Source organism: Actinomadura napierensis, from assembly GCF_039529375.1.
GTDB lineage: Bacteria > Actinomycetota > Actinomycetes > Streptosporangiales > Streptosporangiaceae > Spirillospora > Spirillospora napierensis.
The window spans coordinates 109,255-132,314 of the sequence record NZ_BAAAMR010000004.1 but is presented as its reverse complement, the minus strand read 5'-3'; the positions used below and the strand labels follow the sequence as shown (position 1 = coordinate 132,314).

Here is a 23,060-nt window from a genome sequence, read left to right as displayed (position 1 = left end):
GATGTACTTCACCGATCGGGGCATCGAGGAGCTCACCGAGCGCCGGGGCGCCGAGGAGGTCAGCCTGACGTGGCTGGCCGAGCGGCTCCGCGAGTTCGTCGACCTGAACCCCGAGTTCGAGACGCCCGTCGACCGCCTGGCGACCTGGCTCGCCCGCCTCGACGACGAGGACGACGACTGACGCCGTCCGGCGGACCGGAATCGCGATACATCTTGACTTTTCGTTGACGCGACATATCGTGTCAGGGGACAGGACGCTCGGACGAAGGGCAAGAGGCGATGTCGCGCTGGACGATCGACGAACCGGCCACCCTGGACTTCGACGGCGTGGTCGCGCTGCGCACCACGCTGATCGCCGGGAACGTCTCCGTGCTCGCCTCCGACGAGCGGCCGTCCGTCATGATCGGCGAGATCGAGGGGCCGCCGCTGGCGATCGCGCACGAGGCCGGGATGCTGACGATCACCCATGAGCGGCTCTTCGAGGGCGTGCTGAGCTGGCTGCGCACCCACCGGGCCCGCGTCGCGATCACGGTGACCGTCCCGCACGACTGCCCCGTCACGGTCAACCTGGTGTCCGCCGACGCGCTGATCACCGGGCTGACCGCCCGCACGTCGATCAAGTGCGCGTCCGGCGGGATCACGCTCGACGGGGTGACCGGCAGGGTCGACGCCAACACGGTGTCCGGCGACATCGAGGCGCAGGGCCTGGACGGGACGGTGTCGTTCACCTCCGTCTCCGGCGACCTGGCGCTGGCGGGCGGCGCGGTCGAGCAGCTCACCGCCCGCACCGTCAGCGGCCGCATCGCCGCCGACGTCGACCTGGTCGGCGACGGCCGCGTCGACGTCAACACCGTCTCCGGGGAGGTCGCGCTGCGCGTCCCCGGGTCCGCCGGCGCCCGGGTGTCGCTGAACGCCGCCGCCGGCCGGATCGAGACGTCGTTCCCCGAGCTCGGCCGGGCCGACCGGGCCGTCGCCACCACCGTCTCCGGCAAGATCGGCGACGGGTCGGGGCGGCTGTCGGTCAACTCGGTGTCCGGCTCGATCACCCTGCTCGGCCGCGAGGACGACGCCCCGAAGATCCGCACCCCGCGAATGGAGAAGTGAGTTGAGCCCCGTTTTCGGCCACGGCCGGCTCCGGCTGTACCTGCTGAAGCTGCTGGAGGAGAGCCCGCGGCACGGCTACGAGGTGATCCGGATCCTGCAGGACCGGTTCCTCGGGGTGTACTCGCCCTCCCCCGGGACGATCTACCCGCGGCTGGCCCGGCTGGAGGCCGAGGGCCTGGTCACCCACGAGGTGGTCAAGGGCAAGAAGGTCTACTCGCTGACCGGCAAGGGCCGCGAGGAGCTGGAGCGCCGGATGGACGAGCTGGCCGAGCTGGAGGACGAGATCACCGCCTCCGCGCAGGAGTTCGCGCGCGGCGTCCAGCAGGACGTCCGGCAGACCGTCCGGTCGCTGCGCGAGGAGCTGACGGAGGCCGCGCGGACGATGCGCGACCAGGGCAAGACCACGTCCAAGGAGGCGTGGAAGGAGACCACCGGCCGGCAGAAGGACGAGTGGCGGCGGCAGAAGGACTTCTGGCGCGAGCAGAAGCAGGCGTGGAAGGAGGAGTGGCGGCAGAACTGGGAGGACGCCTGGAAGACGGCGACCGGCAGCCGCGACGACATCGCCCGCCTGAAGCTGGAGCGGCTGCTGCGCGGGTTCGTCGAGGACGTCCGCAAGGCCGCGAAGCCGTCCCGCCTCAGCGACGACGACCTGACCGCCGTCCAGGCCCTCCTGGACGAGACCCGCGACCGGCTCCGCACCGAGATCCTCGACCGCGACATCGACGCCCGCGACTGACCCGCCCCGTCGTCGACTTGCGGCGAGTCGTCGTTACGAGGCGTCCCATAACGACGACTCGCCGCAACTCGACGGCTACGGGGTGAAGACGATCTTGCCGAAGAGGTCGCCCTCGGCCATCGCGGCGAAGCCCTCGCGCGCCTGCGCGAGCGGCAGCGTCCGGTCGATCAGCGGGCGGGTGCCCGTCTTGACCAGGAACCGCGCCAGCCGCTCCAGCTGCTCCCGGGTGCCCATCGTGGAGCCGACGACCTGGAGCTGCAGGAAGAACACCCGGTTCAGCTCCGCGGGCGGCACCTGGCCGCTGGTGGCGCCGGACACCACGATCCGGCCGCCGGGCCGCAGCGACTTCAGCGAGTGCGACCAGGTCGCCTCGCCTACCGTCTCGATGACCGCGTCGACCCGCTCGGGCAGCCGCGCGCCGGACTCGACCGCGACGTCCGCGCCGAGCTCCAGGGCGCGCTTGCGCTTGGCCTCGCTGCGGCTCGTCGCGAACACCCGGAACCCGGCCGCCGACGCCAGCGCGATCGCGGCGGTCGCGACGCCGCCGCCCGCGCCCTGCACCAGCACCGTCGAGCCGGGCTGCAGGCCCGCCTTGTCGAACAGCATCCGGTAGGCGGTCAGCCACGCCGTCGGCAGGCACGCGGCCTCCGCGAACGACAGCTCCGCCGGCTTGCGGACGAGGTTGCGGCGCGGCACCGCGACCTTCTCGGCGAGCGTCCCCGGGTACTGCTCCGACAGCAGCGACCGCTTCGGGTCGAGGGTCTCGTCGCCGCCGCCCCGGTCCGGGTCGCCGATCACCGAGTGCACGATGACCTCGTTGCCGTCCTCGTCGACGCCCGCGGCGTCGCAGCCGAGGATCATCGGGAGCCGGTCGGCGGGGAGCCCGACGCCGCGCAGCGACCACAGGTCGTGGTGGTTGAGCGCGGCGGCCTTCACCGTGACGGTCGTCCAGCCGTCCGGCGCCTCGGGATCGGGCCGCTCCCCCAGCGTCAGCCCGTTCAGCGGATGGTCTGCGTCGATCTGTGTGGCCGTGACAGCGAACATGGACACACGCTAACCGCCCGCCGGAACGCCGGACGGCCCGCCCCCATGGCGGGGGCGGGCCGTCCGGAACACGCGCCGCGGCGCTCCGCGGTCAGAGCACCTTGGACAGGAAGTCCTGCGTGCGCTGGTGCCGCGGGTTGTTCAGCACCTCGCGGGGCGTGCCCTTCTCCACGATGACGCCGCCGTCCATGAAGACGAGCGAGTCGCCGACCTCGCGGGCGAATCCCATCTCGTGGGTGACGACGACCATCGTCATGCCGTCCACCGCGAGCTGCTTCATGACCTCCAGCACCTCGCCGACCAGCTCCGGGTCCAGCGCGGACGTCGGCTCGTCGAACAGCATCAGCGCCGGCTCCATGGCCAGCGCCCGCGCGATCGCCACCCGCTGCTGCTGCCCGCCGGACAGCTGCGCCGGGTAGCTCTGCGCCTTGTCGCCGAGGCCGACCCGGTCGAGCAGCGCGACCGCCTGCTCGCGCGCCTGCGCCTTGGCCTTGCGCTTCACCCGGCAGGGCGCCTCCATGACGTTCTCCAGCGCCGTCATGTGCGGGAACAGGTTGAACCGCTGGAACACCATGCCGATCTCGCGGCGCTGCGCGGCGACCTCCCGGTCGCGCAGCTCGTGCAGCTTCTCGCCGACCTGCCGGTAGCCGACGAGGTGCCCGTTCACCCACAGCCGCCCGGCGTTGATCTTCTCGAGGTGGTTGATGCAGCGCAGGAACGTCGACTTGCCGGACCCGGACGGGCCGATGACGCACATCACCTCGCCCGGCATGACCTCCAGGTCGATGCCCTTGAGCACCTCGAGCCGCCCGAACGACTTGTGCACCTGCTCGGCCCTGACCATGGGCCCCGCGCCGGCGGGCTCCTGCTTCGTGAGGTCGGTCACGGCGCCCCCCTTCACTGCGCGCCCCCGCCGCCGCGGAAGCGGAGCCGCTGCCGGGACGCCTCGCCCCGGCTCGTCCCCCGGCTGTAGTGGCGCTCCAGGTAGTACTGGCCGATCATCATCACCGAGGAGATCAGCAGGTACCACAGGCACGCCATCACCAGCATCGGGATGATCTTGTAGGTGCTGGCGTAGATGGTCTGCGCGGTGAAGGTCAGCTCCGAGTACGGGACGGCCGCCACCAGCGAGGTGTTCTTCAGCATCGAGATCGCCTCGTTGCCGGTCGGCGGGACGATCACCCGCATCGCCTGCGGCAGCACGATCCGGCGCATCGTCTGCGCGCGGGACATGCCGAGCGCGCTCGCCGCCTCCTGCTGGCCCTCGTCCACCGACAGGATCCCCGCCCGGACGATCTCCGCCATGTAGGCGGCCTCGTTGAGGATCAGTCCCAGCGCCGCGGCGATCGCCACGTTGATCAGCGACTGGGTCTTCCAGGTGTGGAACTCCGGACCGAACGGGACGCCGACGCTCAGGGTCGGGAACAGGCTGCCGATCGCGCCCCAGATCAGCAGCTGCGTGTACAGCGGGGTCCCGCGGAAGAACCACAGGTACACCCACGCCGCGCCGCTGAGCAGCGGGTTGGACGACATCCGCATGAGGGCGAGAATGATGCCGAGCACCACGCCACCGAGCATCGCCGCCAGCGTCAGCCAGATGGTGTTGCGGACGCCCTTCAGGACCGCGTCGGAGAACAGGTACTTCCACTGCTCCGACCAGTCCAGGGACTTGCTGGTGAGCAGGAAGTGGACGAACATCGCGACCAGGACCGCGATGACCGCCGCGCCCACCCAGCGGCCCGGGTGCCGGACCGGGACGGCCCGGATCGCTTCGGGCCGCCCCTTCTCGACCTCGTTGTCGACCGTCATCCGATCAGCTCGTCGCGCCGTTGATCACCGGATCGGTGATGCCGCCGCTCTCCACGCCGTTCTCGGTGAGGATCTTCTTGTAGGTGCCGTCGGCGATGAGCGCCTTCAGCGCCCCCTGCACGGCCTCCTTCAGCTGGCCGGAGTTCTTGCCGATGGTGTAGCCGTACGGCGCGGTGTCGTAGACCTGGCCGATGATCTCCAGCTTGCCGGTCTTCTTCACCGCGTCGCCGACGATCGGCGAGTCGGCGGCCATCCCGTCCACCTTGCCGGCGACCAGGTCGTTGTTGACCTCGGTCTGCTGCTTGCGGACGACCGGCTTGATCCCCGGCTTGCCCGCGGCGGCGCACTTCTGGCTGCGCTTCTTCAGGTCGTCGACCTGCACGGTGCCCTGCTGGACGCCGATGGACTTGCCGCACGCGTCGTCGGGGTTCACGCCCTTGGGGTTGCCCTTGAGCGTCGCCCAGGCGGTGCCGGCCGAGTAGTAGGTGACGAAGTCGACGGCCTGCTCGCGCTCCTTGGTGTCGGTGAAGGAGGAGACGCCCACCTCGTACTTGCCGGACTGGACGCCCGGGATGATCGTGTCGAAGCCCGCGTTCTGGAACTCGACCTTCAGCCCGAGCTTGCCGGCGACCGCGGTGAACAGGTCCACGTCCCAGCCGTGGATCTTCTGCGTGGCCGGGTCGACCGACTCGTTGGGCGGGTAGGACGCGTCCGAACCGACCATGATCTTGCCGTCGCTCTTGACGGCGGCCGGCACCAGGGCCGCGAGCTTGGCGTCCGCGCTGGTCTTCGGCGCGGTGCCGCCGCCGGAATCGTTGTCGTCGCCGCAGGCCGACAGGGCGAGGGCGCCTGTCAGCACGAGCGCGCCGGCCGCGATGGCCCGGCGGCGCAGAGAACCGGTGATCACAGGTCCCCCTCCAGTGGTTGCGTCGGATCCGCATGGATCCTGAGGTCAAGTGCACATTTTGGCGCACACACGACCCAATGCGGATAAAGGGTCCGACACAATCGGACAACGAGGCAGCCCGGCGCCCGCGCCGCCACCCTGCGTCCCAGCACTGTACGCGAAGATCACGTTACCGTCCGTGGCGATCAGTGACGGCCGCCACCGCCACGTCCCCCGGATCGGCGGCACCCCGTATGGCACAATCGGACAACGGGTGACCCCCGTACGTCGCGAGATGTCCACCAGGTGACGGCCACCAGACCACACCACCGCGGCGGCATCGCCCGAAAGCCAACTTTCAGACAGGGGTCGCTGTGGCTGCCGAGCCCATTCCCACCGAACCGCTCTCACTGGACGACGATCCGGCCTTCCCGCTGCACCGCGGCGGCAAGCTGGAGATGCGGTCGACCATCCCGGTCCGCAACAAGGACGATCTGTCCCTCGCCTACACCCCCGGCGTCGCCCGGGTGTGCACGGCCATCGCCGACAACCCCGAGCTCGCCTACGAGTACACCTGGACCTCCAAGGTCGTCGCCGTCGTCACCGACGGCACCGCCGTCCTCGGCCTCGGCGACATCGGCCCGGCCGCCTCCATGCCCGTCATGGAGGGCAAGTCGCTGCTGTTCAAGGAGTTCGCCGACGTCGACTCCGTGCCGATCGCGCTGAACTGCACCGGTGTCGACGAGATCGTCGACACCGTGATCCGGCTGGCGCCGAGCTTCGGCGGCATCAACCTCGAGGACATCAGCGCCCCGCGCTGCTTCGAGATCGAGGACCGGCTCCGCGAGGCCCTCGACATCCCCGTCTTCCACGACGACCAGCACGGCACCGCCATCGTCGCGCTCGCCGCGCTGAAGAACGCCGCCCGCTTCGTCGGCAAGCCGCTGTCGGAGCTGCGCGCCGTCGTCGCCGGCGCCGGCGCGTCCGGCATCGCCGTCTCCACGATCCTCATCGAGGCCGGCATCGGCGACATCGCGCTGTCCGACAGCAAGGGCCTCATCCACGAGGGCCGCGACGGGCTCAACCCCGTCAAGCAGCGGATCGCCGCGATCACCAACCGGTCCCACCTGAAGGGCTCCACCGAGGAGGCGCTGCGCGGCGCCGACGTGTTCATCGGCCTGTCCGGCAGCACCGTCCACGAGTCGTGCGTCGCCACCATGTCCGACAGCGCGATCGTGTTCGCCCTCTCCAACCCCACCCCCGAGGTGCACCCCGACGTCGCGCGCCGGCACGCCAAGGTCGTCGCGACCGGCCGCAGCGACTTCCCCAACCAGATCAACAACGTGCTCGCCTTCCCCGGCATCTTCCGGGGCGCGCTGGACGTCCGCGCGCACTCCATCACCGAGGGCATGAAGCTCGCCGCCGCGAACGCGCTGGCCGGCATCGTCGGCGACGACCTCACCGCCGACTACATCATCCCCAACCCCTTCGACGACCGGGTCGCGCCCGCCGTCACCGCCGCGGTCGCCGCGCAGGCCCGCGCCGAGGGCGTCAACCGCGTCTGACCCCGCGTCCCGCCAGATAGAGCGCGGCGTGATGCGCGGCCCGCGTCCCCACCACGGGACGCGGGCCGCGCCGCTACCGTCCGTCCGCGGCCCGACCGGCCCACGGGCGGACGGACACCCGCCGCCACGGCCAGTACCGCGCCACGACCCGGCCGAGGACCCGGCACTCCGGCACCGCGCCGAAGTCCCAGCTGTCGCGGCGGCCCCGGGCCCGCTGGTTGTCGCTCTCCAGCCACCAGCCGTCCCCGGAGCGGTGCGCCACCCGCTTGACGATCAGCACGTCCGCGCGCTCCGGGTGCCGCGCCACCACGACGTCCCCGGGACGCGGCCGGGCGCCCGCCAGCACCACCAGCCAGTCCCCCGGCGCCAGCCCCGGCAGCATCGAGTCGCCGGTCACCGCGACCGTCCGCAGCCGCCCGCGCGTCCCGGCCAGCGCCAGCAGCACCGCCCCGCCGAGCGTCCAGGCCACCGGGTGGCGCATCCGCATCGCTCTCCTCGCCTTCCTGCACGGCGCTTTCGCGCGTTCGGCCGCATAGTCGCGCGGCCACGGGTCACCATCACTGGGGAAGGGTTCCGGGTCGCGCCGCGGCCCGGTCCTAGGCCGAATTACCGAGCGCCCTGGCCGGACGGGCCCGGGAGCACAAGGGTAATGTCGGTGCCCTGAGCATGATCCGCAACGAGGGAAGGAATCGCAGGTGTTCAAGCTTCTGCGCCCGAAGACCACGGTCTCCGCGCACTGCGACCTGCCGTGTGGCGTCTACGACCCGGCGCAGGCCAGGATCGAGGCCGAGTCGGTCAAGGCGATCGCCGAGAAGTACCAGGCCAACGAGGACCCGGAGTTCCGCGCCCGCGCGATCCTGATCAAGGAGCAGCGCTCCGAGCTGGTCAAGCACCACCTCTGGGTGCTCTGGACCGACTACTTCAAGCCGCCGCACTTCGAGAAGTACCCGCAGCTGCACCAGCTGTTCAACGAGGCCACCAAGCTCGCCGGCGCCTCCGGCACCAAGGGCAGCATGGACCCCAAGATCGCCGACGACCTGCTCGCGAAGATCGACGAAATTGCGAAGATCTTCACCGAGACCAAGCAGGCCTGACCAGGCGCAACACCGAGGCCCGGTCCGTTGGGGACCGGGCCTCGGCCTTTCCGGATCGCATCCCCGCTTCCGCGGGGCCGACGTATCCCACAAGCTCTTGTCGATCTCGGCGATCGAACCATCCCCGCCCTCGGCGGGGCTAATGGCGTGACTGTACCAACACTCTCCGTCAGGAGCGGGCGGTCTTGGTGAGGGCTTCGCCGGTGAGGCGGTAGGTCGTCCACTCGTCCTGGGGGCGGGCGCCCAGGGACTCGTAGAAGCCGATGGCGGGCTTGTTCCACCCGAGCACTGCCCACTCGACGCGTTCGTAGCCGCGCTCGTCGGCGATGCGGGCGAGCTCGGTGAGCAGGGCCTTGCCGTAGCCGTGGCCGCGGACGTCCGGGTCGACGAACAGGTCCTCCAGGTAGATCCCGTGGGTGCCGTTCCACGTGGAGAACGTGAGGAACCACACGGCGAAGCCCGCGACGCGGCCCTCGTGCTCGGCGATGAGCGCGTGGACGCGCGGGTCGTCGCCGAACAGGCGCTCCTTCAGCTGCGCCTCGGTGGCCTTCACCTCGTGCAGGGCGCGCTCGTACTCCGCGAGTTCGCGGATGAGCCGGAGGATCGCGGGGACGTCGTCGGGGGCGGCAGGGCGGATCATGCCGAAAAGGCTATGCCAGGCCGCCGGGTGCGCCGGTCCGGGGCTAGAGCGCGGTGAGCGGCGCCGCCGGGTCGGCCCACCGCTCGTTCGGGACGAGCGGGTACCAGCCGGGGCGGCCCGGGTCGCGGTCGTACGGGTAGTCGCCGAGCTCCCGGTAGAGCTCCGCGTACTCGGCGACCTTGTCACGGTCCAGCGTGACGCCGAGGCCGGGCCCGGACGGCACCGCGATCCGCCCGTCCGCGTACTGGAACGGGCCGCCCTCGATGACGTCGCCGGCGAGGTGGTGGTAGTGCGCGTCGGCGGCGTAGGTGAGGTTCGGCAGGACGGCGCCGAGGTGCAGCATGGTGGCGAGCTGGATGCCGAGCTCTCCCGACGAGTGCACCGACACCCCGAGCTGGAAGGTGTCGCAGATCCCGGCGGCCTTCACGCACGCGCGGATGCCGCCCCAGAACGTGGTGTCGAGCAGGACCACGTCCGCGCTGCGGTGCAGCACGTTGGTGGCGAGCTGCTCGAAGTTGACGACGACGGTGTTGGTGGCGAGCGGGGTCGTCACCCGTTCGCGGACGAGCCGCAGCCCCTCCAGGCCCCAGACGGGGTCTTCGAGGTAGTCGTTGTTGAGGTGCTCGATGGCCTTGGCGAACCGAAGTCCTTCGTCGAGGCTCAGCACCGCGTTGGGGTCGTAGCGCAGCCGGTCGTCCGGGAACGCCTCGGCCAGCGCCCGGTAGCACTCCAGCTCGTAGGCGGGCGGGAAGACGCCGCCCTTCAGCTTGTGGACGGCGAAGCCGTGCCGCTCCTTGAGGTCGCGGGCGTGCGCGACGAGCTGCTCGGGGGTGCGGACCTCCGGCGTCCGGCCGTCCGCGCCCGGGTAGCGGTAGAAAAGGTAGGACGCGAACGGGACGCTGTCGCGGACCCGGCCGCCGAGCAGGTCGTGGGCGGGCACGCCGAGGTGCTTGCCGACCAGGTCGATGCAGGCGAACTCGATGGCGGCGAGCATCTGGGTGCGATTGTTGTAGAGGCTCGCCGTCGGGTTGGCGATCTTGAAGCGGAGGGCCTCCAGCTCGAACGGGTCGTGCCCCTCCAGGTAGGGCGCGAGCGCGCGGAACGCGTCCTCGGCGCTCTGCCCGCCGCCGCCCATCTCGCCCAGCCCGACCAGGCCGTTGTCCGCCTCGACCTCGACGATCGTGCGGACGAAGCGGCCCCAGTGCGCGCCGTTGCTGTGCAGCAGCGGTGCCTCCAGCGGGACCGCGACGGTGGTGGCCCGGATGTCGGTGATCTTCACTTGGCGTTCCCCTTCACCGTGACGGCGACGATCCCGCAGGCGGGCAGGCGGACGGTCGCGGCGCCGTCCCGGACGGGCGCCTCCGCGGCGTCGCGGCCGAGACCGGAGTCGACGAGCGCGCGGCGCATCCCGGGGACGGCCAGCGTCGTCTCGACGGGTGCGGCGGCGAGCGAGCGGAGCCGGACGACCAGGTCGCCGCCGTCCCGCCCGATCGAGGTGACGTGCACGTCGGGGTCGTCGACGGACGCGAAGGCCTCCATCGGCTCCGCCGGTCCGGTCCCGGTCGCCAGCGTCGCGACGAACGGGTCGGTGAGCCCGGCGGCGGCGAGGGCGCCGAGCCGCCGGCCCGGGAGCCCGCCGGCGGCGGACGCGACGGCGTACCGGAAGGTGGTCTCGCCCTGCTGCTGGGACGGGAAGTTGGTGTCCCAGATGTTGTTCAGCGCCCAGGAGTAGACGGTGGCGGGCTCGTCGTCGAGGGTGGGCGGGAACGGCGCGTACGGCATGTGGATGGAGCCGAACTGGACCAGGGGCGCCTCCAGCGTCGCCCACGCCACGGTCAGGTCGGGGTCCTCGAACGCGACCCAGTGCCGGATCGGGCGCATGTGCTCGGCCGAGCCGGGGACGCTCGGCACGCCGGTGCCGCCGACGCCGCCGGTCAGCTCCCACGCCGCGGGCGGGCCGCCGGCCGCGAACGGGAAGGCGAAGAAGACCGCCTCCTTGGTCGCCGTGGGCTGCTTGCCGAGCTGGAAGCGCAGGTCGAGGCGCGGTACGCCCGCGTGCAGGTCGAGGGTCGTGCGGATCCAGTCGACGCCCTTTCCGGTCAGCTCCACGATGAGGCGTTCTCCCACGGCGGTGCGTTCACACCTGACGACGGCGGCGTGCCGGCCGAGGGCGCGGTCGCCGAGGAGCGTCCTGTCGTGCACGAGCATGTGCCCGGACATGTGGTTGAAGTGGGGCGCGGTCGCGTACCGGTCGTAGACGTACTGGCCGAACCCGGCGGCGGCGTCGGCGTTCACCAGCTCGCGTCCGGCGGTTTTGTCGAAGATCGAGGAGAGGTGGCCTTCGGCGAGGTCGTAGGTGACGCGGTAGTACTCGTTCTCGATCACGCCGTCGCGGCCGAGGTCGACCGGTTCGGGCGCGGGGGCCTCGCCGCGCACGACGTCGAGGCGCACGCGGCCCATGCCGGGGACGTCAGGGACGACGGCCTCCAGGTGGCGGCCGATGGGGCGGGTCGGCCACTCGTCGGGGTCGACCTCCTCCTCGTGGTGCGGCAGCGGTTCGCCGGTGCGGGCGTCGAGCAGCGTCACGGGGACGTCCACGGGCACCACGTCGCGCGGCAGGAAGGCGCGGACGGCGTCGGTGCGCGTGGCGCTGCCGGGGTTCAGGACGGCGAACGAGGCGAGCGCGTCCGGCGCGGGCCCGAGCGTGGCGCCGAACCGCCGCGCCCCGGCCTGCAGCAGGTCGAGGGCGTCGTCGTAGGACTGGTAGCCGACCGCGGACTTGCGGGTCCACTGCAGGCCGCCGGAGTCGTTGCCCTCCTCGGCGTCCTCCCACGGGTTGGCCGCGCCCCAGGTGTGCTCGTCGAACAGGGCCGCCTTGTCGTAGGCGTCGTCCAGGCCCTCGGCCTCGGCGCCGGCGAGGGCGTGCAGCGTCTCGGCGGTGCGCAGGACGTTCTGGGCGCGCCGGACGTGGCCGAGCGGGCGGGCGCCGGAGCCGAGGCCGTCGGCCCACCAGTCGGTCCAGTCGCCCTCGTGGACCTGGAGCCGGTCGCGGTGGTGCTCCTCGACGTGCTCGAAGAACTCGGCGTTGGTCGCCGTCCGCAGCCGCGGGTACTCCCATGTCGCGTTCCAACGCAGCGCGATGTCGGCGGGCATGATCGACGGGCCGGCGTTGTCGGCGTGCGCGCCCTGCACCCGCAGGTGCACCGCGTCGAGGACGTCGGGGGCCTTGTCGGCGCCGACCTGGCCGGGCGCCGCGTACCAGCCGAAGGTGCCCGGCCCGTACGGGTAGGGCCGGTCGGCGAGGGAGGACAGGTAGCGCGGCAGCAGGTCCTCGGCGAGGTCGTAGCCGTCGACGAGCCCGACGGTGTTGCCCTCCATGTAGGCCATGCCGTGCGGGGTGTCGGTGAACCACACGATCAGCTCGCGGCCACTCGGCGCCCGCCAGCGGAACGGGCGGCCGAGCTTGTCGCCGCCGGTGATGTACGGGACGGACCGTCCCGCCCAGTTGTGCGCCGCCGCCAGGTAGCGGACGCCCGCGGCGTTCAGCGCGTCGACGACGCCGACCACCGCGCCCGGGATGTCGGTGTGCATCGCCGAGCGGACGTCGATGCCGTGCCGGCTGCGCAGGTCTTCCACGAACCGCAGCTGCCGGTACAGCTCGTCGGTCGAGCACGCCTCGGTGTGCAGCTGCATGGGGAACGCCGTGACCTCGATGTTCCCGCTGCGGGTCCGGTCGACGAACTCGGCGACCATGTCGTCCGGCCGGGTGGCCAGCCAGCGCAGCGCGGGCAGCGACGACTCCACCGACCAGCGGAACCGGGCGTCGTCGGGCCGGCCGTCGGTCTCCCGGGACAGCCGCAGGGCCGCGTCCAGGTAGTCCAGGTGGTGGCGCAGGACGGTGCCCTGGGTGTCGGTGTAGCCGATGTCCAGGTGCGAGTGGTGGACGACGAAGACGCTCCACTTGCGCTGCGGCGTGACGTCGAGGGGCGCGGCGCCGACGAGGCCCGCGCCGTCCCGCACCTCCAGCGTGAGGCGGCGCGGGGCGTCGACGGCCGGGACGAGCAGGGTCGCCCGGCCCGCGGCGTCGGTGCGCTCCTCGGCGTCGCCGAGCCGCAGCGCCAGCCCGGGGCCCGCCTCGATCCGGACGGCCTGCCGGAGCGCGCCGGCCGCGTCCCGCCTGAACAGCGGGACCACCGCCGCCCGCACCGACAGCCCGCGGACCGCGAGCACCTCGGTGGAGGTGTCGTGGCGGAGGGCGGCGCGGATTCCGTCGTAGTCCGGGGAACCGAGGCTCTCCGTCAGGAGCCGACTGGTCATCCATGTCCTTTCAGAACGACTGTGACCGAGGGGTCAGAACTGGGCGAGCGTCAGCCCGCGGGTGAACAGCCGCTGCGTCGCCAGGAAGAGCACGACCGTGGGGAGCGAGACCACGAGCCCGGCGGCCAGCGCGACCGGGACGGGCGTCCCGGCGTACACGTCGGTGGTGAGCGCCGACAGCTCCGCCCAGACCGGCCGGACGTTGTCGGACTGCGCCAGCGTCAGCCCGAACAGCAGGTCGTTCCAGACGTAGGTGAACTCGAGGATGAACACGGCGGCCAGCGCGGCCGACGACAGCGGCAGGTAGATGCGCCAGAAGATGCGGAACGTGGACGCGCCGTCCAGCCGCGCCGCCTCGAAGATCGAGACGGCCACCGAGCCGAAGAAGTTGCGCATCACCAGCGCGGCGAGGGGCACGCTGATCGCGGTGTGGACCAGCACCAGGCCCATCTGGTTGTCGTACAGCGACACCTTGCTGTAGCCGACGAACAGCGGCACCAGCAGCATCTGGAACGGCACGACCGTGCCCGCGAAGATCACGACGAACCAGAGGAACCCGAACCGGACCCGCAGCACCACGATCGCGTAGCCGGCGAGCGCCCCGAACAGCACGGCGAGCGCGGGCGCGACCAGGCTGTAGATCGCGGTGCTGCCGATGGTGGCGCCGACGTCGGTGCGGCTCCACGCCTCACTGACGTTGTCGAACAGGCCCATCGACCCGGGCGGCTTCACCGCGTCGGACGGGTCGTAGTCGCCGGCGGGGCGGACGGCGTTCGCGACGATCAGGTACGTCGGGAACAGCCACACCAGGCCGAGGACGATCAGCACGACGCGGCGCATCAGGAGCCCTCCCTGCCGAGCTGGTGGCGCAGGTAGACGTAGGAGGCGAGGCCGGTGACCGTGGTGAGCAGCACGGCGATCGCCGACCCGTAGCCGTACTCGTCGGCGACGAAGACCTGCCGGTACATGGTCACCGCGAGCGTCTCGGAGGTCCGGCCGGGGCCGCCCTGCGTCATCACCCAGACGATGTCGAACGTCTTCAGGCTCGCGACCAGCGCCAGCCCGAACACCACGGTGGTGAGCGGCCGCATCAGCGGCCAGATGACGTGCCGGAACAGCTGCCATCCCGACGCGCCGTCGATGCGGGCGGCCTCGATCGGGGCGCGCGGGATCGACTGGAGGCCGACCACGAACAGCAGCATGTTGACGCCGAGCTGCTGCCACGCCCACACCACGATCATCGCGAACGTGTTGCGCGGGCCGTCCTGGAGGAACTCGGTGTGGCCGCCGGGCATGCCGAGGAACGTCAGCACCTGGTTGGCCATGCCGTCGGGCTGCAGGATGAAGCCCCAGATGAGGCCGATGCCGGCGCCGGACATCGCGTACGGGATGAGGAACGGCAGCCGGAACCAAGCGCCGCCCTTGATGTTGTACGACAGCACCGCGACCAGCAGGCCGAGCCCGACGGGCAGGACCGTGGTGCCGGCGACCCACAGCAGGGTGTTGCGGATCGAGGTGAGCAGCGCCTCGTCCCGCAGCAGCCGCCGGTAGTTGTCCAGGCCGGTGAACTTCGGCGACCCGAGGCCGTCGTAGGTGGTGAGGCTCAGGTACGCGGTCCACAGGAACGGCAGGTAGATCAGCACCGCGACGAAGAGGACGGCCGGGGTGAGGTAGGCGTGCCGGAACCGGCCGTGCATCGCGAACCCGGCCGGGGGGCGCCCGCGCCTGCCGCTGCGCCGCTGCCCGCCGCGCGCGCGTCCGAGCGGGGTCCTCGCGCGCACGGCGGTCGTCTGGTCGGTCATCGCGGGCTCAGCTTCCGGCCTTGTGGGTCTTCCAGTAGTCCTCGTTGGCCTTCTGGATGTCCTGGAGCACCTTCATGTACGAGCCGGGCTTGCTGAGGAAGCCGTCGAACCCGCTGAGCGCGGCCGTCAGGACGGGCGCGGGCGCGGCCTCGAAGTAGCGCGGCACGAGCCGGTTCCCGCCGTTCGCGGCCTCCTTGGTGACCTTGTCCAGCTCGGGGTCGGCGATCTTGACCTTCGGGTTGCCGGACACGTCGCCGCGCGCGTTGGCCCACTTCTCCTGCGCGGCGGGGGTGATCCACCACTTCAGGTACTTGGTGCTGGCGGCCGCGTCGGGCGCCTTGCGCAGCGAGCACAGCGGCCCGCTCTCGAAGACCAGGGACCGCTTGGGCAGCGACGGCGCAACGTTGGGGATGAAGAAGAACCCGTAGTCGGCGCCCTGCTTGAGCCCGCGCTGGGTCATGCTCGTGTTGAACCAGGTGCCGCTGATGACCATGGCGGCGTCGCCGGCCTTGAAGTGGTCGGCGGGGTCGGCCTTGTCGCCGGGGTTGGAGAAGTAGCCGGCGTCGATCATCGACTTCCACTGCTCCATCACCTTGACCACACCGGGGTCGGTGTAGGAGGCCTGGCCGGTGGACAGCCGCTCGTACAGGTCGGGGTCGGTGCCGGCGAGCAGCTGCTCGAACCAGGCGAAGGAGAACAGCGAGGTGGGCGTGGTCTGGTTGAACGGGACCTGGCCCTTACTCTTCAGCGTCCGGGCGATCTTCATGAGGTCGGCCCAGGTCGTCGGTGGCGTCAGGCCGTACTTCGCGAAGATCTTCTTGCTGTAGAACATGCCCCAGTACGCGGTGTTGAGCGGCACGCAGTACTGCTTGCCGCCGACCGTGTAGTACTTGGCGAGGTCCTGGGTGAGGTCGCCGCTCCTGATGGCGTCCTGCCAGATCGACGTCGTCTCGGCGACCTGGTTCTGCTTGACGATCTCCTCGAGGCGTCCGCCGGTCGTCCAGGTGAACAGGTCCGGCTTGACCTTGGTGCGGAACGAGGACTTGATGAACGCGGTGTAGGTCGGCTCGTCGGTGTAGCCCACCGGCTTCATGTCGAGCCCGGTCTGCTGCTTGCCCAGCGCGCTCATCTGCTCGAAGAAGGGCTTCCACGCGCCCTTGTCGTTGTAGAGGCTGAGCCCGGACTTCGACCCGCCGGAGTCGTTGCCCGAGGCGCAGCCCGCGGCCGCGGCCAGCGCCGCGGCCGCCGCGAGGACGGCGGTCGTGCGCGTGCGCATCGACGGCATGGGGGCCTCCTTGGTTCATGGGGTGGGTGGGGAGGTCGGGGTGTGACGAGGGTGCGCCGAGGAGGACCGCCGGCCCCGCGGGGCGAGCGGCCTGTTCGGATGGACGCGTCGGCTGGGTGGGTCGGACGGATGCGGCGGACGGGTGGGTCGGACGGTGGGGTCAGGTGAGCCTGGACTCGATGACCTTCGTGACGTCGAGCAGGTGCGCCCGCATCAGCTCCTCGGCGTGCTCGCCGTCGCCGGCCTCGATGGCGCCGAGGATCGCCCGGTGCTCCTCGTGGTCGCGGCGCCGGTCGTCGAAGATCCGCAGGATCTCCCGCTGCTCGGCACCGTGCACCGACAGCAGCGAGTCGACGACCTCGCCGAGCACCGCGTTGCCGGACGCCTGCGCGGCGGCGCGGTGGAAGGTCCGGTTGGCCGCGTCCAGCTCGGCGTCCTCGCCCTCCAGGTGCCGGCCCGCCTGGTCCAGGACGGCGCGCAGCCGGTCCAGGTCGGCGGACGCGGCGCGGCGGGCGGCCATCGCGGCGAGCGGCGGCTCGATGAGCAGCCGGGCGTCCAGCAGCTCCAGCAGCCGGTCGCCCTGCAGCGGCCGGACGTTCGGGTTGGGGATGACGACCCGTTCGAGGTCGGCGCCCACGTAGATGCCCGATCCGTGCCGCATCCGCACGGCGCCGGTGGCCTCCAGCCGGCGGAGCGCCTCGCGGAGGGTGGGCGTGGTCACCGCGAAGCGCTCCGAGAGCTCCCGCGCCGAGGGCAGCCGGTCGCCGGGGCGCAGCCCGCCGGAGCGGATCAGCTCCAGCACGCGCTCGGTGAGCGCGTCGGAGAGACTGGGCCGGGCCACATCCTTGGACATCGTCTACCTCGCTCGCTCCCACAAGAAGTCAAGTCATCTAATCACTTGATGTACCGGGATGTCCAGGGTCGATGCCGAACGCGGCGCGCAGCGCCTCCCGCTGCTCGGCGAGCGCCCGGCGCGCCACCTCCGCCGAGAGGACGCCGTCGAAACCGTGGTAGGCGCCCGGCACGTGCCGCAGCTCGACCGGCACGCCCGCCTCGATCATCCGCCGCGCGTAGATCAGGTCCTCGTCGCGCAGCGGATCGGCCTCGGCGGCCAGCACGTAGGCGGACGGCAGCCCCGACAGGTCGCGTGCGCGGGCCGGAGCGGCGTACACCGGCGTCTCCCGGCCCGCCGCGCCCCGGTCCGGGCCGAGGTAATGCCGCCACATGTGCTCCACCTCGCCCCGGTTGAACAGCGGCGGCTCGGTGTGGGCGTGCATCGACCGGGTGTCCATCCGGTCGTCGAGCACCGGGTAGAGCAGCAGCTGGAACACCAGCGGCGGCCCGTCCTCGTCGCGGGCCCGCAGCGCTACGGCCGCCGCCAGCCCACCGCCCGCGCTGCCGCCGCCGACCGCGATCCGACCCGGATCGGCGCCGAGGGCCGGCGCGTTCCCATGCGTCCAGACGGTCGCGGCCCACGCGTCCTCGAACGGCGCGGGAAACGGGTGCTCGGGCGCGAGCCGGTAGTCCACCGACACCACGACGATGCCGAGCGCGGCGGCGAAGTCCAGGCAGCGGCGGTGCTCGTTCTCCAGGTCGCCGGTGACGAACCCCCCGCCGTGGAAGTACACCAGCGCGGGCCCCTCGGGGCGTCTCGGCCGGTAGACGCGGACGGGCACGCCGCCGGGGATGCTCCGGTCGGTCACCTCGACGCGGTCATCGGCCGCCTTCTCCCCCGACAGCACCTCCGCCAGTTCGCGCATGGCGGCCCGCGCCTTGACCGGGTCGGCCAGGCTCACGTACGGCATCCCGGCGAGCGCCTCGGACAGCTCGGGGTCCATCGCGTCAGCCCGCCACGGGGACGTCGACGAAACGCGGACGGTAGATGCTCACGTCGCGGTAGACGTCCTTCGTCGGCCCCTGCGTCGTGTCGAGGCTGTTGACGTTGTAGGACACCACCAGGTTGTTCGCCGTCGTGAGCGAGGCGTGCGCGTGGGCGTTGTAGGTGTAGACGTCGCCGTCGCCGTACGAGCCGAACGGCCCGCCCTCCGGCGTGTTGTACACCGTCTTCTCGCCGGTGAACGGCCCGGCCGGCGAGCAGGACAGGTACGTGTCGATTTGCGCGCTGAACGCGTCCTTCGTGTCCTGCGTCAGGAGGATGTAGAAGTTCCCGCGCTTGCTGACGCTGAACTCGTTCGACACGCCGCCCAGCACCTCCACCGCCGCCGCCTCCGACGCCGACCAGGTGCCGCCGGCGGCCAGGTAGCTCCACGTCCCGCGCAGGTCGGTGCCCGCCACCCGCGCGACGTACATGTGCTTGCCGCCGGAGCCGAGGTCCTCGGTGCCGTAGACGTAGGTGTAGCCGCCGTCCCGCAGCAGCGCCGATCCCCACATCACACCGGTGGCGGACGGCAGCGAGGTGACCGACGTCGGCCGGTTCAGGTCGCTCGTGGAGAACCGCGCGAGGACGTTGCGGTCCCAGGTGACGTTCAGGTCGCCGGACCCGACCTTGTACTCCCGGTACGGCTGCTGGATCTCGCTTCCGTTCACCGTCATGTCGCCCGCCCAGTAGACGTGCGAGGCGTCGCTCGGCGGCAGCAGGGCGGTCGGGTTCGCGGCGGTGCCGCCGTGCGCGGTGCCGGTCAGCGAACCGCCCGCCGACCGCACGACGAAGGTGTTGTTGACGAACGGGGTCGTGCCGCCGTCGGCGACGGTGAGCGGCCGGGAGCCGTCGGCGTTGACCTTGCCGAGGAAGGTGTCGGAGAAGCCGAAGACCGTCCGGCCGTCCGGCAGCTTCACCGAGTAGGTGCTGTCGCCGCCGGTCCAGTCGTCCAGCAGCGCGTTGCTGTTGCCGTAGGAGGTGAACTTGGCGTTCAGCGAGGCGTCGGGCGCCGCTGTGCCGAACGCGGGCGCGGCGCTCCCACCGCAGGTGAGCGCGGCGGCGTGAGCGGCGGTCGAGGGGGCGAGCAGAGCGGTCGCGGCCAGCGTCGAGGCCGCGGCAGCACGAGTGAGGAGACGCATACGGACCCTCCGGGGGTCTAGAGGTCGAACGCGCTGATGTGCCAGCGGCCCAGGTTCGCCACGAACGCCGTCGTGCCCCGGAACGCCAGGTTGGTCGGATGGCAGAGGAGGTGGGCGGTGGGGTCGCGGACGACGGTCTCCCGCCGCCCGTCCGGGGTGAGCCGCAGCACCTCGCTGGGCTCGTAGAGGCCGACGTAGAGCAGGCCGTCGGGGCCGAAGGCGATGCCGTCGGGGACCGTGCCGGGCAGCTCGGCGACCGTCGAGCGGCCGCCCGCGGTGCCGTCGGCCCCGATCTCGACGCGGGTGATCCCGGGCAGGAACGACTCCGCGACGTACAGGGCCGACCCGTCCGGCGCCAGGGCGAGGCCGTTGGCGAACGCCATCGGGCGCTCGTCCCAGACCTCCCCGGTGCCGTCCGGCGCGTACCGGAACACCGAGGGGCCGGGGTCGTCGATCTGGCGGCTGTCGGAGACGTAGATCCGGCCCTGCGCGTCGATCACCGGGTAGTTGGGGTTGGTGAAGCGGTGGCCGTCCGCGCCGTCGGCGAACAGCGACACCTCGCCGGCGGCGAGGTCGAGGCGGAACACGCCGGGGTGCTCGATGTCGCAGATGTACAGGTGGGAGGCGGACGCGTCGAAGGCGATGCCGAGTACGAAGCCGTTGGTCGTGGCGACCTGCTCGACGCTCTCGCCCGCCGGGTCCACGCGGAAGATCTGGCCGGCCTCCCCGCCGCACCACACGCTGCCGTCGGGGTGGACCGCCACGCACTCGGGGTGGTCCAGGCGGGGACTGCTGAACAGGCCGTCGAAGAAGACGCGGGCGGCGGGCATTCAGACCTCCGGGAGTGCGGCGGGGTTGCGGGCGAGCAGGCCGCCGTCCACGCGGTGCTCGGCCCCGGTGATGAACGAGGAGCGCGGCCCGGCGAGGAACGCCACCACCTCGGCGACCTCCTCCGCCCGCGCGACGCGGCCCAGCGGGTGCGCCCGGCCCCACTCGGCGACCTGGTCGTCCTGGGTGGTGCCGCCGCGGAACAGGTCGGCGGCCCAGCGCAGCATCGGGGTGTCGACCGAGCCGGGGCAGACGACGTTGGCGCGGATCCCGTCGGGCGCGTGGTCCAGCGCCATCGCGCGGGTGAGCCCGTTGATCGCGGACTTGCTCGCGGTGTAGGCGGCGACCCGGTCCTGCGACGCGAACGCCTGGACCGACGACATCGTGACGATCGTGCCGCCGCCGCGCCGCCGCAGCTCCGGGACGGCCGCCTTGCAGACGAGGAAGACGCCCTTGAGGTTGACGCCGAGGACCTCGTCCCACAGCTCCTCGGCGGTGTCCTCCACCGTCCCGTACCGCTGGATGCCGGCGCAGGTGACGACGGTGTCGAGGCCGCCGTGCGCGTCGACCGCGCGGCGGACGAGGCCGCGCGTCTGCTCCGCGTCGGTGACGTCGGCGACGACGCCGGTCACGTCCAGGCCGTCGCCGCGCAGCTCGGCCTCGGTGGCGCGGACGCCGTCCTCGCCGATGCCGCAGAAGACGACCGCGGCGCCGTCCCCGGCCAGCCGCCGCACCACCGCCCGGCCGATGCCGAGCGACCCCCCGGTGACGACGGCGACCTTGCCGCCGAACTCCTTCATCGCGCTTCCTCCCCCTCGATCACGGCCGCGCGCAGCCACAGCGGCCTCGTCTCGTGCGGCCGCAGGGTGAGCGCCGACTCGTTGCGCACCGCCTCGGCGAGGCCCTCGGTCGGCCGTCCGGCGAACGGCTCCAGCCCCACCACGTACGCGCGGCCCCACCAGGGCGCCTCGCGGGTGGCGCCGAGCTCCCGCCACAGCCACAGGTCCGGCAGGACGGCGGCGTCCCAGCGGACCCGCAGGCCGAGGCCCGCGTCCGGGTCGATGATGTCGTAGCGGCCGTCCTGGAACCCGGAGAAGTAGTGGATGTCGCTCGGCGCGCCGCGCTCGGGGACGACGGTCAGCTCCGGCCCAGCGGCCGCCCCGTCCGGCAGCCGGATGCGGTGGCCGGGCCGTAGGAAGGGGGCGCCGAAGACGATGTGGTGGCCCCACATCACCTCCAGCTCGATCTCCGACTCGTTCGCCAGCTCCTCGTCGACGCGCAGCTCGGCGTCGCCGGACGCCAGCCGGAACGTCTTCACCACGCGCAGCGGCATCCGCCGCGCCCGGACGGTCAGCCGCACCGCGACCTCGGACGGGTCGTCGGCCGCGATGTCGACGTCCCAGGGCAGCCCGGCGACCTCGCCGTGCTGCGCCAGCGCGGCGCCGCGGTAGGTGCTCGGCTCGCCGCCGTTGGGCAGCACCTCCTGCCAGCCGCCCTCGTAGTGGTCGAGGAACGCCGCCACGTCGTCGCTCGCGCCGCCCGCCACGTCGCGCGGGTTGCGGATCCCGTCCGGCGCGAGCCAGACGAAGTCCATGTCGCGCGGCTTGTAGCAGAACTCGGCGACGTCGCCGCCCTTGTCCGCCAGGACGGTCACGCGCAGCAGCTCGTTCTCCAGCACGACGGCGCGCATCCCGAACCAGGTGATCTCGTGCAGGCGCGCGCCCCAGTTGCGGGCCGGGCGATGCCGTCGGTACGCCATCGGTCAGCCGAACTTCAGGTCGACGAAGCGGGGCCGGTAGATGGTGACGTCCTTGTAATGGTCGGTGTTGACGAAGCTGTTGACGTTGTAGGAGACGACGAGGCTGCCGGGGCGGCTCAGCTCCGGATGGGCGTGCGCGTTGTAGGTGAAGATGTTGGGGTTGCCGTAGCCGCCGTTCGCGCCGGTCTCGGGTGTCGAGTAGACGGTGGTCTTGCCGGTGAACGGCCCCTGGGGCGAGCAAGAGAAGTACGCGACGATGTTCGTGCTGAACTTCTCGGTGGTGTCCTGGGTGATGAGCATGTAGGCGCGGCCCATGCGGGTGACGCTGTACTCGTTGGCGACGCCGCCCATGATCCGCGCGGAGTCGGCCTCGTCCCGCGACCAGGTGCCGTCGCCCGCGGCGAACTCCCACGGCCGGGCCAGGTCGCCGCCGCGGACGCGGGCCAGGTGCATGTACTTGGTGTCGCCGAGGTCCTCGACGCCGTAGACGTAGATCATGCCGTCCGACCGCTCCAGCCAGGACGCCCAGGAGATCCCCTTGGACGACGGGATCGGGGTCACGCTGACGGGCGCGGACAGCCGGTCCGGCCGGAACTTCGCGACGACGTTGCGGAGCCAGCGCCAGTCCCAGATGCCGGGCCCGAACCGCTCGTACTCCTGGTAGGTCACCTGGACCCTGCCGCCCGCGGTGATCGCGTCGCCGGCCCAGAACCAGTGCTCGTCGTCGCGCGGCGGCATGACGGCCTTCGGCCGCTCGCGGGTGCCGCCGTGCACGGTGCTCAGCCGGTCGCCGGACTTCACCACGAACGAGTTGTTGACGAACGGGGTGGTGCCGCCCTCCTCGACGACCGGCGAGCGCGTGCCGTCGGCGTTGACCTTGCCGAGGAAGGTGTCGGAGAACACGAACGCCACCCGGCCCCCGGGCAGGGTGGTGGAGAAGGTGCCGTCCGCGCCGGTCCAGTCGTCGGTCCGGCCGTTGTCGTCGCCGTAGCGGGTGAACAGGCCGTTCAGTCCGGCGTCGGGCGCCGCGCTCTGGAAGGCGGGGGTCGGGGTGCCGCCGCACGCCTGGGCGGCGGTCGCGGCGGCGCGGGCGGGGGCGGTGAAGGCCGTCGTGGACAGGACCAGGGTGAGAGCGCCGGCGGCGAGGCCGCGCCAGGGGGATCTTCTGCGCAC

General features: G+C 71.9%; 23 protein-coding genes. 5 read left to right on the top strand and 18 right to left on the bottom strand.

Features of this window, described 5'->3' with window-relative positions:
- Position 1 precedes the first annotated feature (1 nt).
- The 3 genes from ABD296_RS04315 to ABD296_RS04305 all read left to right on the top strand — a co-directional run bounded on the left by ABD296_RS04315 (position 2) and on the right by ABD296_RS04305 (position 1,840).
- Positions 2-181 carry a DUF6104 family protein gene (locus ABD296_RS04315; protein ID WP_208241248.1) on the top strand — a complete coding sequence of 60 codons (180 nt, stop codon included), beginning with the start codon at positions 2-4 and terminating at the stop codon, positions 179-181.
- A 98-nt stretch (positions 182-279) separates the two neighbouring features.
- Positions 280-1,104, top strand: a complete 825-nt coding sequence (locus ABD296_RS04310) for a DUF4097 family beta strand repeat-containing protein (RefSeq protein WP_344261639.1) — start codon at positions 280-282, stop codon at positions 1,102-1,104.
- Position 1,105: 1 nt separating this feature from the next.
- Positions 1,106-1,840: a PadR family transcriptional regulator gene (locus ABD296_RS04305; RefSeq protein WP_344261637.1), complete on the top strand. Its 735-nt coding sequence runs from the start codon at positions 1,106-1,108 to the stop codon at positions 1,838-1,840.
- A gap of 75 nt (positions 1,841-1,915) precedes the next feature.
- Here ABD296_RS04305 and ABD296_RS04300 read toward each other — a convergent pair whose 3' ends face one another.
- The 4 genes from ABD296_RS04300 to ABD296_RS04285 form a co-directional block, all read right to left on the bottom strand.
- Positions 1,916-2,884, bottom strand: coding sequence for a zinc-binding dehydrogenase (locus tag ABD296_RS04300; protein ID WP_344261635.1), 969 nt, complete (start codon positions 2,882-2,884; stop codon positions 1,916-1,918).
- A gap of 91 nt (positions 2,885-2,975) precedes the next feature.
- A complete protein-coding gene (locus tag ABD296_RS04295; RefSeq protein ID WP_344261733.1) occupies positions 2,976-3,728 on the bottom strand; it encodes an amino acid ABC transporter ATP-binding protein in 753 nt (250 codons plus the stop codon).
- Positions 3,729-3,781: 53 nt separating this feature from the next.
- Complete coding sequence (locus ABD296_RS04290; protein ID WP_344261633.1) at positions 3,782-4,693, bottom strand: amino acid ABC transporter permease; 912 nt, start codon at positions 4,691-4,693, stop codon at positions 3,782-3,784.
- 4 nt (positions 4,694-4,697) lie between these two features.
- Entirely contained in the window at positions 4,698-5,600 is a 903-nt protein-coding gene (locus ABD296_RS04285; protein ID WP_344261631.1) for an ABC transporter substrate-binding protein, read from the bottom strand.
- Positions 5,601-5,953: 353 nt separating this feature from the next.
- On the opposite strand from ABD296_RS04285, the gene ABD296_RS04280 reads away from it, so the two are divergent.
- A complete protein-coding gene (locus ABD296_RS04280) occupies positions 5,954-7,144 on the top strand; it encodes an NAD(P)-dependent malic enzyme (RefSeq protein WP_344261629.1) in 1,191 nt (396 codons plus the stop codon).
- Positions 7,145-7,217: 73 nt separating this feature from the next.
- On the opposite strand, the gene sodX is transcribed toward ABD296_RS04280, so the two are convergent.
- On the bottom strand, positions 7,218-7,631 hold the full coding sequence (gene sodX / locus ABD296_RS04275) for a nickel-type superoxide dismutase maturation protease (RefSeq protein WP_344261627.1): 414 nt from the start codon (positions 7,629-7,631) through the stop codon (positions 7,218-7,220).
- 208 nt (positions 7,632-7,839) lie between these two features.
- On the opposite strand from sodX, the gene sodN reads away from it, so the two are divergent.
- Positions 7,840-8,238 carry a superoxide dismutase, Ni gene (gene sodN / locus ABD296_RS04270; RefSeq protein ID WP_344261625.1) on the top strand — a complete coding sequence of 133 codons (399 nt, stop codon included), beginning with the start codon at positions 7,840-7,842 and terminating at the stop codon, positions 8,236-8,238.
- Positions 8,239-8,407: 169 nt separating this feature from the next.
- Here sodN and ABD296_RS04265 read toward each other — a convergent pair whose 3' ends face one another.
- The 13 genes from ABD296_RS04265 to ABD296_RS04205 all read right to left on the bottom strand — a co-directional run bounded on the left by ABD296_RS04265 (position 8,408) and on the right by ABD296_RS04205 (position 23,060).
- On the bottom strand, positions 8,408-8,878 hold the full coding sequence (locus tag ABD296_RS04265; protein WP_344261623.1) for a GNAT family N-acetyltransferase: 471 nt from the start codon (positions 8,876-8,878) through the stop codon (positions 8,408-8,410).
- A 43-nt stretch (positions 8,879-8,921) separates the two neighbouring features.
- A complete protein-coding gene (locus ABD296_RS04260; RefSeq protein WP_344261621.1) occupies positions 8,922-10,157 on the bottom strand; it encodes an enolase C-terminal domain-like protein in 1,236 nt (411 codons plus the stop codon).
- On the bottom strand, positions 10,154-13,195 hold the full coding sequence (locus ABD296_RS04255) for a glycoside hydrolase family 38 N-terminal domain-containing protein (protein WP_344261619.1): 3,042 nt from the start codon (positions 13,193-13,195) through the stop codon (positions 10,154-10,156). The genes ABD296_RS04260 and ABD296_RS04255 overlap by 4 nt, the downstream gene beginning before the upstream one ends.
- Positions 13,196-13,228: 33 nt before the next feature.
- Entirely contained in the window at positions 13,229-14,035 is an 807-nt protein-coding gene (locus tag ABD296_RS04250; RefSeq protein WP_344261617.1) for a carbohydrate ABC transporter permease, read from the bottom strand.
- The gene (locus tag ABD296_RS04245; protein ID WP_344261615.1) at positions 14,035-14,997 is read right to left on the bottom strand and encodes a carbohydrate ABC transporter permease; all 963 of its coding nucleotides are present in this window, start codon (positions 14,995-14,997) and stop codon (positions 14,035-14,037) included. Before ABD296_RS04245 ends, ABD296_RS04250 begins: the two co-directional genes overlap by 1 nt.
- A 7-nt stretch (positions 14,998-15,004) precedes the next feature.
- The gene (locus tag ABD296_RS04240) at positions 15,005-16,282 is read right to left on the bottom strand and encodes an ABC transporter substrate-binding protein (protein WP_344261613.1); all 1,278 of its coding nucleotides are present in this window, start codon (positions 16,280-16,282) and stop codon (positions 15,005-15,007) included.
- A gap of 160 nt (positions 16,283-16,442) precedes the next feature.
- Positions 16,443-17,135: a FadR/GntR family transcriptional regulator gene (locus tag ABD296_RS04235; RefSeq protein ID WP_344261611.1), complete on the bottom strand. Its 693-nt coding sequence runs from the start codon at positions 17,133-17,135 to the stop codon at positions 16,443-16,445.
- Positions 17,136-17,172: 37 nt separating this feature from the next.
- Entirely contained in the window at positions 17,173-18,120 is a 948-nt protein-coding gene (locus tag ABD296_RS04230; RefSeq protein ID WP_344261609.1) for an alpha/beta hydrolase, read from the bottom strand.
- Positions 18,121-18,124: 4 nt separating this feature from the next.
- Positions 18,125-19,300 carry a DUF4185 domain-containing protein gene (locus ABD296_RS04225; RefSeq protein WP_344261607.1) on the bottom strand — a complete coding sequence of 392 codons (1,176 nt, stop codon included), beginning with the start codon at positions 19,298-19,300 and terminating at the stop codon, positions 18,125-18,127.
- A 17-nt stretch (positions 19,301-19,317) separates the two neighbouring features.
- Positions 19,318-20,130, bottom strand: coding sequence for an SMP-30/gluconolactonase/LRE family protein (locus tag ABD296_RS04220; protein ID WP_344261605.1), 813 nt, complete (start codon positions 20,128-20,130; stop codon positions 19,318-19,320).
- Positions 20,131-20,928 (bottom strand): SDR family NAD(P)-dependent oxidoreductase, encoded by a 798-nt coding sequence (locus tag ABD296_RS04215; protein WP_344261603.1) that lies wholly within the window; start codon positions 20,926-20,928, stop codon positions 20,131-20,133.
- On the bottom strand, positions 20,925-21,887 hold the full coding sequence (locus ABD296_RS04210) for a DUF4432 family protein (protein ID WP_344261601.1): 963 nt from the start codon (positions 21,885-21,887) through the stop codon (positions 20,925-20,927). Before ABD296_RS04210 ends, ABD296_RS04215 begins: the two co-directional genes overlap by 4 nt.
- A 3-nt stretch (positions 21,888-21,890) precedes the next feature.
- Positions 21,891-23,060, bottom strand: a complete 1,170-nt coding sequence (locus tag ABD296_RS04205) for a DUF5005 domain-containing protein (RefSeq protein ID WP_344261599.1) — start codon at positions 23,058-23,060, stop codon at positions 21,891-21,893.

Bases quoted from the DNA above. Each gene is read 5' to 3' on its own strand.
- ABD296_RS04220 (WP_344261605.1), bottom strand. From the start codon at position 20,130: ATGCCCGCCGCCCGCGTCTTCTTCGACGGCCTGTTCAGCAGTCCCCGC.
- ABD296_RS04240 (WP_344261613.1), bottom strand. From the start codon at position 16,282: ATGCCGTCGATGCGCACGCGCACGACCGCCGTCCTCGCGGCGGCCGCG.
- ABD296_RS04225 (WP_344261607.1), bottom strand. From the start codon at position 19,300: ATGCGTCTCCTCACTCGTGCTGCCGCGGCCTCGACGCTGGCCGCGACC.
- ABD296_RS04265 (WP_344261623.1), bottom strand. From the start codon at position 8,878: ATGATCCGCCCTGCCGCCCCCGACGACGTCCCCGCGATCCTCCGGCTC.
- ABD296_RS04300 (WP_344261635.1), bottom strand. From the start codon at position 2,884: ATGTTCGCTGTCACGGCCACACAGATCGACGCAGACCATCCGCTGAAC.
- ABD296_RS04245 (WP_344261615.1), bottom strand. From the start codon at position 14,997: ATGACCGACCAGACGACCGCCGTGCGCGCGAGGACCCCGCTCGGACGC.
- ABD296_RS04230 (WP_344261609.1), bottom strand. From the start codon at position 18,120: ATGGACCCCGAGCTGTCCGAGGCGCTCGCCGGGATGCCGTACGTGAGC.
- ABD296_RS04235 (WP_344261611.1), bottom strand. From the start codon at position 17,135: ATGTCCAAGGATGTGGCCCGGCCCAGTCTCTCCGACGCGCTCACCGAG.
- ABD296_RS04315 (WP_208241248.1), top strand. From the start codon at position 2: ATGTACTTCACCGATCGGGGCATCGAGGAGCTCACCGAGCGCCGGGGC.
- ABD296_RS04215 (WP_344261603.1), bottom strand. From the start codon at position 20,928: ATGAAGGAGTTCGGCGGCAAGGTCGCCGTCGTCACCGGGGGGTCGCTC.
- ABD296_RS04255 (WP_344261619.1), bottom strand. From the start codon at position 13,195: ATGACCAGTCGGCTCCTGACGGAGAGCCTCGGTTCCCCGGACTACGAC.
- ABD296_RS04295 (WP_344261733.1), bottom strand. From the start codon at position 3,728: ATGGTCAGGGCCGAGCAGGTGCACAAGTCGTTCGGGCGGCTCGAGGTG.
- sodX (WP_344261627.1), bottom strand. From the start codon at position 7,631: ATGCGGATGCGCCACCCGGTGGCCTGGACGCTCGGCGGGGCGGTGCTG.
- ABD296_RS04210 (WP_344261601.1), bottom strand. From the start codon at position 21,887: ATGGCGTACCGACGGCATCGCCCGGCCCGCAACTGGGGCGCGCGCCTG.
- ABD296_RS04310 (WP_344261639.1), top strand. From the start codon at position 280: ATGTCGCGCTGGACGATCGACGAACCGGCCACCCTGGACTTCGACGGC.
- ABD296_RS04290 (WP_344261633.1), bottom strand. From the start codon at position 4,693: ATGACGGTCGACAACGAGGTCGAGAAGGGGCGGCCCGAAGCGATCCGG.
- ABD296_RS04250 (WP_344261617.1), bottom strand. From the start codon at position 14,035: ATGCGCCGCGTCGTGCTGATCGTCCTCGGCCTGGTGTGGCTGTTCCCG.